Origin of the sequence: Pseudomonas sp. LAMO17WK12:I1 (assembly GCF_900177315.1) — a bacterium.
Lineage (GTDB): Bacteria > Pseudomonadota > Gammaproteobacteria > Pseudomonadales > Pseudomonadaceae > Aquipseudomonas > Aquipseudomonas marginalis.
Genome location: NZ_FWZV01000001.1, coordinates 232,907 through 247,117, shown reverse-complemented (window position 1 = coordinate 247,117; position 14,211 = coordinate 232,907). Strand labels below are relative to the sequence as shown.

Below are 14,211 nucleotides of genomic sequence, written 5' to 3'. Positions count from 1 at the left end.
GCTTAATTGAACGGTATCTGAATCAAGGCAGCGGAGGATCGGCCTGCGCTGAAACAACGTTGATTCAGCGCAGCACGTTCCTCAGGCGCATTGGATAACGGGGAGCCAGCGACATCAATACGACAAGTGACCTATTACCTCGCCGCAAACCGACAGGCGAATGGCAAGCCGCGCTAATGATAGGCGTGCATTCCACACACCGCCGCACCCGGATATATCCGGGCATGGACATCCCCCAGCTAACCCATTTCCCTGGCGAAATGCTTGGTCAGTTCGAGCAGGGTCGTTCGCAATTCAGGCGGACGCACGGGCTTGGACAGGATGGAGATATTCATATGGATCAATGTGCTGCGGATACGCTCGATTTCATGGCCGGTCATGATCATGGCCGGTACTTCCCAGCCACGCTGTTCGCGAATCGCGGCGATACACTCGGCGCCTGAAATCCTAGGGCCCAGGTCGAAGTCGGCAATGATGATGTCGCATTCCGTGGTCACGTTCAGTCCATCGCTATGACTTTCTACCTCGCATCCCCATTTTTCCAGCAAGGCCGAGGTCGCCATCAGTACGTTGGAATCGTCTTCCACCAGGCAGACCCGCAGACCCTGCAGACGGCTTTGCGTGGCCGCTGGCCGTTGTGTCTCGGTGCCCGGCGCGACGCTTTCCAGGCGTTGGATAGTGGCGCGGGTGCCTTGGCCGAGCCGGGAGTCCAACTGGATATCCAGATTGAGCAACTGGCTGATGCGCTTGACGATGGACAAGCCCAACCCCAGGCCCTCGACATCCTTGTCGCGTGCGTGGCGGACCCGGTAAAACTCCTTGAATACGTCCCGCAGATGTTCAGCGGCGATGCCGCGTCCCTTGTCGTAGATGACAATGGCCAAGCCCTTGCCTCTGGGACGCACACCGATCAAGACCGGTTGGCCGGACGCGTATTTGAGCGTATTTGACACCAGGTTCTGCACCATGGTGGTCAACAGTCCCGCATTGACATTCACCCAGTGCTCGCAAGGGCGCAGGCGCAGTTGAACCCCGGCCCAGCGCGCGGCCTCGGTGTTCTGTTTGACGACGTCCCGCAGCAGCGCGCCCAGGTTCACCGGTTCCGCTTGCGGTTCCAGCTTTCCGTTGTCGAGGGTGTAGATATCCAGGATCGAACGGAACAGTTGAGAGACGGTATGCAGCGAGCGGTCGATGTTGTCTACCAGGCGCAGTTCTTCGCCGCCCAGATTCGCGTCCCGCAGGCACGCGGTGAACAGGCCGATGGAGTGGATGGGCTGGCGCAGGTCGTGGCTGGCCTGGGCGAGAAAGCGTGATTTCTCCTGATTGGCGGCGATTGCCTCTTCCGATGCGATACGCGTGCGCTTGAGCAGAATGTGCGCATAGGCCGGTACTACGATGGTGGTCACGATCAGCATCAGGAACATGTAGGGCTGTGCGCGCCAGAAGGGGGTAAGCATGAAGATCATGACCAGCATGCTCAGCGCGATGAGTGTCGCGGCGGTCAAGTAGCGCGAGCCAAAGCGCATGCCATTGCCCAATGTGACCCAGAGCAACGCGGCATAAACCGGCAACGCGCCTTCTCCACCCACGATCATGGCGAAAGCGATGCCGGTATAGTCATGGGCCATGGCGAACAATCGGCGCCAGAAAAAGTGCCCTGGCCAGCGCTTGATCGCCATGCGCAGGGGGACTGCCACGCTGATGAAAAACGCCATGTACCACATGATCGGTACATAGGTGGCGAAGTCACTTGAAGGAAGGAGGGCCACCACAAAGATGTACAGCGAAGCACAGGTGCTGACCGTCAACCGCAATGTGGCCTGGTCCAGTTCACTGTTCTTTTCCGTCATGTTCATTGCGATTCTCCAGGGCAAGAAGTCGCTTAAAAGTTGAAACCTGGCGTTACAGTTTGCGTTACGATGCGCCGGACCTGATGTGAGATGGACCTTGACATGACGCACAGAATAATAGTGGCAGATGACCATCCTCTGTTTCGCGAAGGTATGCTGAGAACCATAGAACGGCTTATGCCGACAGCGATGATAGAGCAGGCGGGCAATCTGGATGAAGTACTGGCGCTGGCGCGTGCGGGCGCAGAAGTTGATTCGTTGATTCTGGACCTGCGCTTTCCCGGTATCACGTCTATGCAGGTCATAGGCCAGCTGCGCAATGAGTTCAAGCGCACCTCGATCATTGTGGTGTCGATGGTCGATGACCTGGACATTATTTCCCAGGTCATCGCCCAAGGCGCTGATGGCTTTATCGGCAAAAACGTTGATCCGGCAGGCATTGCCGAAGCCATCCTGGCGATTCGGGAAGGGGAAGTCGTGGTGAAGTACAACCCCGAAAATCCCCTGCTGGACCCAAGCCTTGCCTCACTCACGGCCCGCCAACGGCAAGTGCTCGGCCTGGTTGCAGCGGGCAAGACCAATAAGGAAATAGCCAAGCAACTGGGGATCTCCCCGTTCACCGTACGCATCCATGTTTCCACTCTGCTTAAATCCCTGGGTGTGCCCACCCGTGCGGCGGCGGCGGCTCAATTCAGTAACTTTCCCGGTGCCAGTGGGTGGCCGGGCAAGCTCGATACGTGAATCAAGACGGTGCAGTGACCATTAGAGCGTGGGTTGGGGCACGGGGGTGTTACCGGGGATCAACTTGGCGCCTTTAGGCCTTTTTGGACAGTCGCCAGATGAATACCAGCGGGTCACCACGCCCTTTTCAATCATGAACCGCTGTTCGCAACGGGCGTAATCAGGCACATAACCCCATTCCATCGAATGGCTGCCGTTTGTAAGCCATACGTAGTCGTAGCCGATGATTTTCGAGTTGCCATCACTGAGGCCATGGCTGTTTTTCGGCGCCCCCCATGACGTCACCAACTCATCTTCGGATGCACCTACCCATGAAGCAGTAATGTCCGATGTCGTTTGATAACGCTGGTTCATGACCAGATTACTCAAGGGAGAACCCGCACACCCGGACAGCATCAGAATGGATAAGACGGTGATCCATGATTTCATATTTCGACTCCATTCATGCGGCTTCAATAATCGGGCATTACATCAACTGGCGAGCAATTTATTACATTAATTCAAGCCATTAATGTCCATCTGGCTATGCTAGACAAGTCCCTGTTGTCCGCCTATAGCACACTTGTACTATGGCGTCAGCTCACGCGCCCTCATAAGCTGTACACGCTCGAAAAAGTCTTAAAGGCTTTGAGCCCGAGCGCACACCGGAATGCACTTTAACTTCAGCGTTTAAGTGTTCCAGTGTGTTTGCCCGCCTGTGAATCCAAAGGCTCGATTAGTTGCACTACGTTGTGTCAACTTCACCGTGCATCCGGTCGAAATGGAATGGTATTAATCACAACTCAAGGTAAGTCTATGTGCTTGAAATATGGAAAACTACTTAGAATCGGATTCACGCTGTGCATACTGACCGCAGGCCTGGGAGGCTGTGCTAACACTGGGGATTTGATGAATTCCTTAAATCCGGGAGCACAAAAGTACGATGTTGCTTACCTGAAGAAAACCATCATCCCGGGAAAAACTACCAAGACTCAGGTGACGCAATTGTTCGGCGCTCCAGCCGAAGAGGAACTTGATTCAACGAGCAGAAGCAATGGGTCCAACTGGACCTATGATAAAAACCAGGAGGGCCTGGAAAAGTACATGACCCTGGCCCACAAATATGTCTCGACCGAGACAAGCCTGAAGATGTACGACGCCTCGTCGCAAGTGTCCAAGGCTCAGGGTGTCGCCAATGATGTCGGCAGTGTGACGGGCACGAAAAAAGCTCAAAGCCAGACCAAGGGAACGAGGTTGATAATCTACTTCGTGGATGACGTGGTGGATTACTACAGGCTTTACTGACACGTTCCACTTCTGATACGACACGCTGTGTCGTTTGATGCCTTAACACGCCAACCTACGCCTTATTGTTCTCAAGGGGGCGGCATCCAGCGATGCATCCCCCATGGTCCATGAGGTTGAACGCGTGGAAAAGAACAGCGAACTCAATCAGGCCACGTTACGCCTGACCGTCAGCGCCTGTGCGCTGCTGTACATCATCGTACTGAGCGGGCTGCGCCCCAGCGATACCGCAGCCTACACGCCCATCATCGTGTATATCTCCACATTCATCGTGGTGTCGATATTCCTGCGCATGGCGATCAAGCGCTGGCCAGGACACTTTTTTTGGCGGCGCTTGCTCTCCATGCTTCATGACTACACCGGTATCGCTTTCGCCATGGTGCTGGGAGGCGAAGGTGCATTGCCTATCTATGCCGCGCTGCTCTGGGTAACCCTGGGTAATGGCATGCGTTTCGGCTCACACTATCTGGCCCTGGCAACCGTGATCGCGTTGTCCACCCTTATCGTTATTTTCTTGTTCAACCCCTTCTGGCGCGCACAGCCCTACATGTTCCTGATGCTGATCGTGACCACCATCGTAGTACCGGCCTATGCGCACATTCTGCTCAAGCGCACGCGTATCGCATCGGAAGAGGCAATCGCCGCCAATCAGGAGAAATCACGCTTTCTCGCCCAGGCCAGCCACGACCTGCGCCAGCCCATCCACTCCATCGGCCTGTTCACCGCGTGCCTGCGTGACGCGAATCTGGGCGGCGAAGAACTGCGCCTGGTAGACAACATCGACCGCTCGCTGCATACCGTCTCTCAACTGTTCCGTTCGATCCTGGATATCTACACCCTCGACAACGGAAAGCTGGAGCCGCGAGCGGAACCGGTGAACCTGGGCGCGCTGTTGCAGGAGGTCGTCAAACAGAACACCGAGGCCGCGCGCTGGGCCGGGATTGAACTGCGCCTGCGCCCTTGCGAGCACTGGGTGAATGTCAATGCGGGGCTGTTGACCACCATGGTGCAGAACCTGGTGTCCAATGCGATCAAGTACGCATCGGGAGAGCCCGTGCTGATCGGTGTCAGACGCCAGGCAAAGGGCTTGGCCGTGGTGGTTTACGATAAGGGCTGCGGTATCGCCGCCGAACATCTGCCGGACGTATTCAAAGAGTTTTACCGGGTGCGCCACGCACGCGACAAGGATGTCGAGGGCCTGGGGTTGGGCTTGTCCATCGTCAAGCGCATCAGCCAGTTGCTCAATGTCGATGTAGATATTCGCTCCACGCCCGGGCGCGGCACCCAGGTGGCAATCAGCGGGTTGAAACACGCCGCCCCCAAGGTCGTCGCGCCTCGGATGAAAAGCACCCATGAGCGCCTGAACGGACTACGGATATGCCTGATTGAAGACGACGCCAATGTGTTGCTGGCCACCAAGGCCCTGCTGGAGAAATGGGGCTGCGTCGTCGAGACCCACAGTGATGCGGATACCCTGGCCAGCGATTGCGACATCATCATTGCCGACTTCGACCTGGGCACAAAGGTCTCGGGGGCCGAATGTATCGCGGCAATACGCGAGTTCCGGGGTCAAGAGATACCGGCATTGGTCATCACCGGGCACGAAATCGAGCGCATCCGTCAATCACTGCACGCATTCAATATCTCGGTACTGGCCAAACCCGTGCGACCGCCGGAACTGCGTAACGTATTGCTTGAACAGGTCAAGTCAATGAAGTGTGAGTTACCCGTAGATCCATCAAGGGACTAGCAGGTGTAGCGCCCCGCGAAACGCGCGGCGGCTACTGCTCTATTGGGTACGTTCAAGGCACGTATCAGCGAAGACACGTGAATACGCACGGTATAGGGAGAGATTTCCAGTTCAGCGGCAATTTCCTTGTTGGTTTTACCTTGTGCGATCAAATGCCAGACTTCCCGCTGCCGCGACGTCAGTTTGCCCATCGCGTGATCACTCTCAAATGATGGCGATTCGGCCGGTTCGTATTTGACCACTACTTGGCCGTTCCGAATATCGTTGATGGCGTTACGTACCTCTTCGGCTGAAATGTTCTTGCCAATAAAACCATTGGCGCCGGCCTCCATCACTCGCGTAATGACCACGCTGTCATCGACTGTCGAAACAACAACGACTGCAGTAGTGCCTCTTTCCTCGCACAGTTTTGCAAGCTCTTTCAAGGAGCAAAGCCCTGGCAAATATACTTCGATAAACAGCATGGCGACAGGTTGCCAGCGATTCAGGAGAGCCCAGACTTCCTCCAGGTTTCCTGCCTGTTTTATTTTTGCTCCAGGTATTAAGCACTCCAGTAATCCTGTCATGCCCTCTCGATAAAGTGGATGTTCGTCCGCCACCACAATTCGGCAACTCATATCAGCAAGCACAACCCGTCCAGATCAATGAAAACACGCTTTGATCATGTCCGACTCATACAACTTATGATATAGAACAGCTGAACTAGTACACCTGTACTAGTTGCTAAAGGCCATTAAGCAATTAAGTGCATTTTGCTCGATGCAACTGCGGCACAAACAGCGTGCTTGAACCCGTTGCCAGGAAGGGCAGTGCTATCCTCCTTCTCAGCGCCTGGGCATAAAGCTACCTAGTTGGCTCGCGTCTCATATCGCATCTTGACCACTTCAACGAGCCGCTCCTGTCCACCATTCGTTCCGGAGAGACTGGTCGACCTGATTGATTGCCCACGGTAGGGCCCTTCGGCAGCAAACCAATTCTGCACCACGACCTTCTGGGTCGGTTGTTGACCGGACGTTGACCCAGTAGAAATTTCATTGGTGAAGCGACAGGTCTCGAATGTCCCGAGTGCTGTTTTGATCGTCTCGCGGCCATGGTAGGTCAGCTTTTCTGATACCTCAAACTCAAGCGTGGTGCCGCCGCTGACGACCTGGTTCTTGTAACTGACGGCGACTGTCTGCCCGGGTTGTAAATCCAGCGGCGTGGTGGGAGGAGGGGTGTAAAGGGTCGTGGTCAACGAAGGCCCGGCACCGTGCCGATCACCATAGCGAATCAACTGGCCGTCCTTGATTTGCGCAAAGGTGGTCGTTAAATACACCGGCGAATTGCTTATGAACGTGGTGTGTAATGACGCCACCGGGTTGGCCCCGGCGAAGTCTTCATGGCCCAGCGTTTCGGTTTTACTACGATTGGTTACTGCAGAGGTGTTGTCGCGACTTTCAGACTCCACAACGGTGCCGGCCTGGAAATCCGCTTCATTGGTACACGGTGCCGAGGAGGCCGTTGCACCAACGGCTGCCTCGGTCCAGGTAGCGCTGGTGGTTAACAGCGAGATCAAGGCCATCGCCAGCGCAGCGTTCATTTCAATTTTTCTGGTGGTTATAGGTTTCAAAAAAAGCATCCCTGTTCAATACGATCGGCAGCGTCGAATAGCGTAGAAAAGACCTATTAGAGCGCGAACAACTGTGATCCAGCGCCAAAGCTCGATGCAATAGGGCAGCTGTGCTATTGAGTTATCTCGATAGCCCCGGTTTTATAAGCAGCCAACGACAGCAGCACCCTTTATCCGCTCGACCATCACCCTGGGTGCTAAGGATTTGCGGGAATAACATGACGTTAGTGAAAAAAACAGCAGCGACTACCCTGGTTTTAATCGTCACCGTGGGGCTGAGCATTCAAGCCTCGTCATTCGAGAGCGGAGCAGACAACAAGGTATTCGATGCCGCGAGTCTTGAGGTGTCGAACGTGCCGTTGGGCGCCTTTCCCTACATCGCCCTTCCCGACGGATATGTCATCGCCACCGCGCCCGATGTCTCCGACTTTGATCAGGTACCCTTCTGGACCGGTGATCGCCTGGCAGTAGTAGAAGGCAAGGTCTGGTCAGCCCATATCGACGCCGCGCAGGGCAAGGCGTTCTCCGACCTGGAATTGCAGCGCAACCTCGAGTCCGTCGTGTCCTCGTTGGGCGGCAGCAAGATCTTCGATGGCAGGATTCCGGAAGACCCCGGCCAGAAGATCAAAGAATGGCCGCGGGACTTCGCGCTCAAATACAACAGTGGCCTGGGGGACATTTGGAATAACGCCGCGCAGGTGTTTGTTATCCATCGCGCCGACCGCGATATCTGGATTCATTTGTGCAGCTACGCGTTCGGCGGCGGCCTGCTGATTGCCGAAACCAAACCGCTGCAAATAACGGCCAGCCTGTTGCCGGCCAGTGAACTGAAAGCGCAGATAGATAAAACCGGCAAGGTGGCATTGCACATCAACTTTGCGACTGACCAGACCCGCATCCTTCCGGGTTCACAGCCACAGATCGAGCAAGTGTTGTTGTTACTCAAGCAAAATACATCGTTGAAACTGGCCATTAACGGCTACACCGATCACACCGGTGACCCCGCGCACAACAAGACACTGTCATACGGCCGCGCCAAGGCCGTCGAGGCCGCCATCACCGCCAAGGGCATCGACGCGGCGAGGTTATCTGCGGCCGGGTTTGGCGAGGCTGACCCGGTGGCCGACAACGCCACCGAGGCAGGCAAAGCTGAAAACCGCAGGGTCGAGCTGGTCAAGCAAGACTAAGCGAACGCTCAGGACCAGGGGCGGCCCGGGCCGTCAAGACGAGACCCGTGATGGCTTCCGGCCGATGGCGAGCCCCAAACTATCACGGGTGAAACCGCCGCCCCAACGCATCCAACCGCACCGCAATCGGCGGCAACTGCTCGCTGCTCCTGGCCAACATCTCCACGTCGTCAGCGGTGTTTTGAGCAATGCTCTGCACCGATTGCAAGCGCCCGACAATCTCCTGATTCGCCGAGGTCTGTTCGCGTGTGGTGGAGACAATCCGCCCATTCAGCGCATCGATCTGGGTAATGTCATTGCCCACCGCTCGCAGCATTTCCACTGCCAGCTGACTGTCCTCCACACACCGTTCCACGCCCTGGCGGCTGTCGTGCATGGCTTCCACGGCCTGGCGGCTGCCTTGCTGCAGGCCCTCGATGATGGTTTTGATTTCCTGGGTGGAAACGGCGGTGCGTTGCGCCAGGCTGCGCACTTCGTCGGCGACGACGGCGAAGCCGCGGCCTTGTTCGCCGGCGCGGGCGGCTTCGATGGCGGCGTTGAGGGCAAGGAGGTTGGTCTGGTTGGCGATGCTGCTGATGACTTCCAGTACCGAGCCGATTTGTTCGGCCTGGACCGCCAGGCCTTGCACGGTGTGGTGGGTGCCTTCCAGGCGTGTGGCCAGTTGGGTGATTTCGTGTTGGGCGCGGCCGACGCTTTCCTGGCCACGCAGGATTTGTTGGCTGGCGACGCCCGCGTGCTCAACCGCTTCTTCGACGTGCACCGTAATGTGGCCCATGGCGTCTTCCATGCGCTGCATGGAGTCGGTCATTTGCGCGATTTCGGCCAGTTGGTGGCGAGCACCTTTTTCCAGGGTGCCGCTGGCGTGGGCCAGTTCCTGGCCGAGTTGGCCGAGACCGTGGGAGTCGCGGGCGACGCCGTCGATGAGGTGGGTGATTTGTTGCAGGAAATGGTCGAAGCGCTTGGCAAGAGAGACGTGCACCTTACCTTCACCTTTGGCGCTGTCCACGGTGAATTGGGTGGTGACGGCGAGCATTTTTTCCAGCATTTCCTCGCTTTCCACCGCCTCGGCCTGGCTGTTTACCGCGAGGTAGAGCAGGGCGATGGTTTCCATCACGACGTAGAAGGCGTGGACAAATACCATGGTCCAACCGCCGTGATGCGCCATCACGAACACCGGGAAGCCTTGATGCTGCAACGCATGGAACACCACGTGGTGCACGGCAATCGTCAGGGCGGCCACCAGGATCGGCAGCCAGTCTCGATAGAACGTCAGTACCGCCAGCAGCGCGAAAATCCCGAAGTGCGCTTCGATCACGCCCTGGGCCTGGTTGATGTGCAGCGCCGCCATGACCATCAAGCCCGCGCCCAGTGCACAACGCATCACCCGCGTGCCGCCGATGGCGCGGTAGAGCGCGGTGAGCACCGTGCTGGTGCCTCCTCCCACGACAATTGCCTGGGTCAGGGTGTCGTGCCAGAACGCGAGCCCGACGGAGAACAGCGTCATCAGCCAGATCAATGCCAGCATGATACGGTCGGCCTTGCGGTAGTGCTCCAGGAAACGTGCGCGTGCGGGCATTCACTCTTACTCCATGTGGTCTGGCAAGAATCAAAGCATGCGGCGTGCCACTACGGCCCGCGTTCAGGCACTTTGCGGGGGCAGGGAAACCAGAAAGCTTATCGGCTTTGGGGGAGGGGACTTTAAGCGCGAATGCGTTCGCCGAGCGGCTGCCCGAGCGGGCAGCCGCCAGGTGGATCAGAAGCTGTACTTGGCCGTCAGCATCATGTTGCGTGGGGTGCCGTAGGCGTCGCCGCCATAGCTCACGGAGTTGGCGATGGTGGAGTAGTAGCGGCGGTCGAAGATGTTGTTGGCGTTGAGCTGCAGGTCGAGGTGGTCGTTGACCTTGTAGCCGGCCATCAGGTCGGTGACGGCGTAGGCGCCCTGTTGGAGGCGGTAGGTGCTGCCGTCAGCCAGCTTGACGTCGTTGTACAGGCGGCTTTGCCAGGAGATGTTGCCGCCCACGCGCAGTTTCTCCAGCGGGCCCTGGAAGTTGTAGCGGGTGGTCAGCTTGAACAGGTGCTCCGGAACGTCCGTGTCGTACTGCTTGTTGACCTTCTGCGGGTTGGCTTCATCCTTGATGGTGTGGGTACGCGCGTAGGTGTAGCCACCGCCGACCTGCCAGTTCTCGGTCAGTGCGCCTTGCAGTTCGAAGTCGATCCCCTGGCTGCGAATCTCGCCCGAGGCCTCATAGCACTCCGTCTGTGGGCAGTTTTGCACGGTCACCTGGGTGGCGCGGTTTTCCTGGTCGACACGGAATAGCGCCACGCTCGCATTCAGCGCGCCACCCAGGTACTCGCCCTTGATGCCGACCTCGTAGTTCTTGCCGACAATCGGCTTGACCGGAGTGCCGGAGGTGTCCTTGGCGCTCTGCGGCGTGAAGATGTCGCTGTAGCTGACGTACACCGAGTGGTGATCGTCCAGCTCGTAGATCAGCCCCGCGTAGCGGGTGAGGTTGCGGGTGACGTGATAGTCGCCGTCGTTGCTGCCATGGGCATCGTAGTCATACCAGTCCAGGCGCCCGCCGAGGATCAGCTTCAACGGGTCCGCCAGGCTCAGGCGCGTGGTCACGTAGACACCGTCCTGGGTGGTGACCTCGCGATCGTTGGTGGTGTGGACGAAGTCCGGTTTGCCTGCGGTGAGGGGCCAGTTGGTGTCGTAGGGGCTGTAGTTGTGGGTGGTCATGTCGTAGATGCGTCGGCTGGCGCCCACCACCAGTTCATGGGTGCGCCCGAATGCCTGGAACGGGCCGCTGGCAAAGGCGTCGACGCCGGCCTGGTTTTCATCGTAGGCGGCCTGGTAGACCGTGCGCGCCAGGGTGTTGTTGACCCAGCGCGACTGGTAGGAGCCGGAAAACAACGCGTTCTGTTCGGCGTAGTTGGCGTTGACCTGAAGCTTCCAGTCATTGGCCAGGCGCTGGCGCAGTTCGGCGAAGACCGTGTTGATTTCCTGGTCCTTGTTCTCCCAGTCGGTACCGGGATTGTAGGAGCGCGGCAGGTCCAGGTGATGGCCGTCCTGGCCGATCATCGACGAGCCCCAGAAGTAGTTGGTCTTGTCCTTCTGGTTCGAGAAACCGAGGGTGAGGGTGGTGTCTTCGCTCAGGTCGGCTTCGGTGACGGCATAGAACAGGCCGTGATAGGACTCGGCGTTGTCGATGAAGCTGTTGGCGTCGCGGTAGGAGGTGACCACCCGGCCGCGCCAGGTGCCGCTGTCATTGAGCGGGCTGGAGGCGTCGAGCTCGCCACGGTAGTCATCCCAGCTGCCGGCGGCGCCGGTGAGGGTGACTTTCTGTTCGTCCAGCGGCCGCTTGCGGACCAGGTTGATGGCCGCCGACGGGTTGCCCGCACCGGTCACCAGGCCGGTGGCGCCACGCACGACCTCGACACGGTCGAACATCGCCAGGTTCGGCTGGGCGCCTACGGAAACGCCGTTGTAGCCGCTGGGAATGCCGTCGTACATCAGGTTGTCGATGTCGAAACCGCGTGAGGTGTAGGACTGCCGGCCCGGGCCGTTGGAATAATTGAGGAATAGCCCAGGCGTGGCATTGACCACGTCGTTGATGCTGGTCATCCCCTGGTCATCCATGCGCTGGCGTGTGATGACGGTGACGGCCTGCGGGGTTTCACGCAGGGTGAGGGGCAGTTTGGTCGCGGTTTTCATCGCGCCGGTGGTGTAGGACTGCGTACCCTCGGTGGTTTCGCCCAGTTGCTGCTCGCCGGAGATCTGGGTCGCACCCAGTTCCAAGGTGGTTGCCGGCGTTTCAGCGTCGGCGGCGAAGGCCGCGTGCGAAGTGGCGAGACACACCGCCAAAGCGATCAGACTGGGTGTAAAACCTTTACCGCCGTGTTGTTGCACAGACATGGAACGGACTCTCCCCTAAGTGCCGTCCTTGGCGAATAATAAATCTGTTGATAATTATTCGCATTAGTTTGGCAGATTAAACCTGTCGGAAAAAGCCTTTGGGGAGAATTAGTTAACGAATTTTTCACATCTGCAGGGCAGGCTTTTGGCCATTACCTGCCGTCGGCGAGTGCTTTTTTTGCGTGTTCAATCGCGCTTCGGAATCGCCATCCGACTCGTCGCCTTCACCTCGCGCAGCGCCAGGCTCGACTGGATCGACGCAATCCCCAGCTGCCGTCGCAGCACGCTTTCGACAAATTCGCTGTAGCTGTCCAGATCCTCCGCCAGCACCTGCAAGAGGTAATCCGCGTCGCCGGTGATCTTGTGGCACGCCAGCACCTGAGGGAGCTCCTTCACCACCGCCTCGAACGCATCCGGCGCATGGTCGGTATGGATCGCAAAACGCACATGCACAAACGCCATGATGTCCAGGCCGAGCAACTTGCGATCGAGGTTGGCCTGGTAGTCCTTGATCACGCCTTCTTCCTCCAGGCGTTTGCGCCGCCGCCAGCAAGGGGTGAGGCTCAGGGCCAGGCGCTCGCTCAGTTGGGCGTTGGAAATACTCGCGTCTTCCTGCAGCAGGGCGAGGATGGCGAGATCGGTGTCGTCCAGAACGACCTGCTTGGTTTTATTTTTCATATTTGGCTGTAACCAGGGTAAAAACACCCGATAAAGCTATCAGTGTAAGAAGTAAAAGCAAAGAAAGCCCTACGCAGCCAGAACAAAATAGACCCTGTCTTTTTCTGGCGGATGTATCCAAATGCTGACTGTTTTTAGTGATGACCACCGTTTGCACCACGGCACCGAACTCAAGGACGGCGTGCTCAAGCCCTCATTCGAACAACCCAGCCGCGCCGACACCGTGCGTGACCGCGTCCGGCACGTCGGGCTGGGCGATATCATCGTGCCGCGCCGCTTCGAGCGCGCCTGCTACGTCAACGCCCACAGCGAGCGCTACGTCAGCTTCCTCGAAACCGCCTGGGCCGAATGGACCGCCATCGGCCGCCGCCATGACGCGCTGCCGCTGGTGTGGCCGGTACGCGACCTGGCCAATGAGCAGGTGCCGGATTTTATCGACGGCAAACTGGGCTTCTTTGCCATGGACGCCGGCTCGCCGATCACCGCCACCACCTGGCAGGCGGTCAAGACCAGCGCGGACATCGCGCTCACCGGCCTGGCGCTGATCGACGAAGGCCATCACAGCGCCTTCGCCCTGTGCCGCCCACCGGGGCACCACGCGGCCCGCGAATACATGGGCGGTTATTGCTACCTCAACAATGCCGCGATTGCCGCGCAACAGGCCATCACCCAAGGTGCCAGGCGCGTGGCGGTGCTGGATGTGGATTTCCACCACGGTAACGGCACGCAGAATATTTTCTACGACCGCGCGGATGTGCTGTTCATTTCCCTGCACGGCGACCCGTCGGTGTCCTATCCGTACTTTTCCGGCGCCGACAGCGAACGCGGCGCAGGTACGGGGGAGGGCTTCAACCTGAACTACCCCTTGCCGAAAAACACCACGTGGGACCATTACAAAACCGCGCTGAACCACGCCTGCCAGCAACTCAAACACTTCGCCCCCGAGGTGCTGGTGATCTCCCTCGGCGTCGACACCTTCAAGGACGACCCCATCAGCCACTTCCTCCTCGACAGCCAGGACTTCCTCAGCATGGGCGAGATCATCGCCGGGGTCGGCGTGCCGACGCTGTTCGTGATGGAAGGCGGCTACATGGTCGACGAGATCGGCATCAACGCCGTCAACGTCCTGCACGGCTTCGAAAGCAAGACTGCCTGACCTGATAACAACACTCGCTCGATTTTTTTTCTGCCAAAAC

12 protein-coding genes are annotated in these 14,211 nt (G+C 58.1%); 5 read left to right on the top strand and 7 right to left on the bottom strand.

Annotation, left to right across the window (positions count from 1 at the left end; translation table 11 throughout):
- Positions 1-239: 239 nt before the first annotated feature.
- A complete protein-coding gene (locus B9N88_RS01120) occupies positions 240-1,856 on the bottom strand; it encodes an ATP-binding response regulator (protein ID WP_371918173.1) in 1,617 nt (538 codons plus the stop codon).
- 96 nt (positions 1,857-1,952) lie between these two features.
- On the opposite strand from B9N88_RS01120, the gene B9N88_RS01115 reads away from it, so the two are divergent.
- Positions 1,953-2,591 carry a response regulator gene (locus B9N88_RS01115; protein WP_027608115.1) on the top strand — a complete coding sequence of 213 codons (639 nt, stop codon included), beginning with the start codon at positions 1,953-1,955 and terminating at the stop codon, positions 2,589-2,591.
- Positions 2,592-2,612: 21 nt separating this feature from the next.
- On the opposite strand, the gene B9N88_RS01110 is transcribed toward B9N88_RS01115, so the two are convergent.
- Positions 2,613-3,020 (bottom strand): hypothetical protein, encoded by a 408-nt coding sequence (locus B9N88_RS01110; RefSeq protein ID WP_027608114.1) that lies wholly within the window; start codon positions 3,018-3,020, stop codon positions 2,613-2,615.
- 459 nt (positions 3,021-3,479) lie between these two features.
- Here B9N88_RS01110 and B9N88_RS01105 point away from each other — a divergent pair, with 459 nt between their 5' ends.
- Together B9N88_RS01105 and B9N88_RS01100 are read left to right on the top strand one after the other, a co-directional pair.
- Positions 3,480-3,875, top strand: a complete 396-nt coding sequence (locus B9N88_RS01105) for a hypothetical protein (RefSeq protein ID WP_027608113.1) — start codon at positions 3,480-3,482, stop codon at positions 3,873-3,875.
- 103 nt (positions 3,876-3,978) lie between these two features.
- On the top strand, positions 3,979-5,625 hold the full coding sequence (locus B9N88_RS01100; RefSeq protein WP_085205415.1) for an ATP-binding response regulator: 1,647 nt from the start codon (positions 3,979-3,981) through the stop codon (positions 5,623-5,625).
- Here the strand turns inward: B9N88_RS01100 and B9N88_RS01095 are convergent.
- Positions 5,622-6,242 carry a response regulator transcription factor gene (locus B9N88_RS01095; RefSeq protein ID WP_027606758.1) on the bottom strand — a complete coding sequence of 207 codons (621 nt, stop codon included), beginning with the start codon at positions 6,240-6,242 and terminating at the stop codon, positions 5,622-5,624. The genes B9N88_RS01100 and B9N88_RS01095 overlap by 4 nt on opposite strands.
- 230 nt (positions 6,243-6,472) lie before the next feature.
- The gene (locus B9N88_RS01090; RefSeq protein WP_027606757.1) at positions 6,473-7,186 is read right to left on the bottom strand and encodes a DUF3108 domain-containing protein; all 714 of its coding nucleotides are present in this window, start codon (positions 7,184-7,186) and stop codon (positions 6,473-6,475) included.
- A 266-nt stretch (positions 7,187-7,452) separates the two neighbouring features.
- Here B9N88_RS01090 and B9N88_RS01085 point away from each other — a divergent pair, with 266 nt between their 5' ends.
- Entirely contained in the window at positions 7,453-8,421 is a 969-nt protein-coding gene (locus tag B9N88_RS01085; RefSeq protein ID WP_027606756.1) for an OmpA family protein, read from the top strand.
- 82 nt (positions 8,422-8,503) lie between these two features.
- Here the strand turns inward: B9N88_RS01085 and B9N88_RS33050 are convergent, their stop codons facing one another.
- The 3 genes from B9N88_RS33050 to B9N88_RS01070 form a co-directional block, all read right to left on the bottom strand.
- A complete protein-coding gene (locus B9N88_RS33050) occupies positions 8,504-9,997 on the bottom strand; it encodes a methyl-accepting chemotaxis protein (protein WP_027606755.1) in 1,494 nt (497 codons plus the stop codon).
- Positions 9,998-10,174: 177 nt separating this feature from the next.
- Entirely contained in the window at positions 10,175-12,337 is a 2,163-nt protein-coding gene (locus tag B9N88_RS01075; protein WP_027606754.1) for a TonB-dependent siderophore receptor, read from the bottom strand.
- A gap of 186 nt (positions 12,338-12,523) precedes the next feature.
- Entirely contained in the window at positions 12,524-13,015 is a 492-nt protein-coding gene (locus B9N88_RS01070) for an Lrp/AsnC family transcriptional regulator (protein ID WP_027606753.1), read from the bottom strand.
- 121 nt (positions 13,016-13,136) lie between these two features.
- On the opposite strand from B9N88_RS01070, the gene B9N88_RS01065 reads away from it, so the two are divergent.
- Positions 13,137-14,171, top strand: coding sequence for a histone deacetylase family protein (locus B9N88_RS01065; protein ID WP_027606752.1), 1,035 nt, complete (start codon positions 13,137-13,139; stop codon positions 14,169-14,171).
- Positions 14,172-14,211 lie beyond the last annotated feature (40 nt).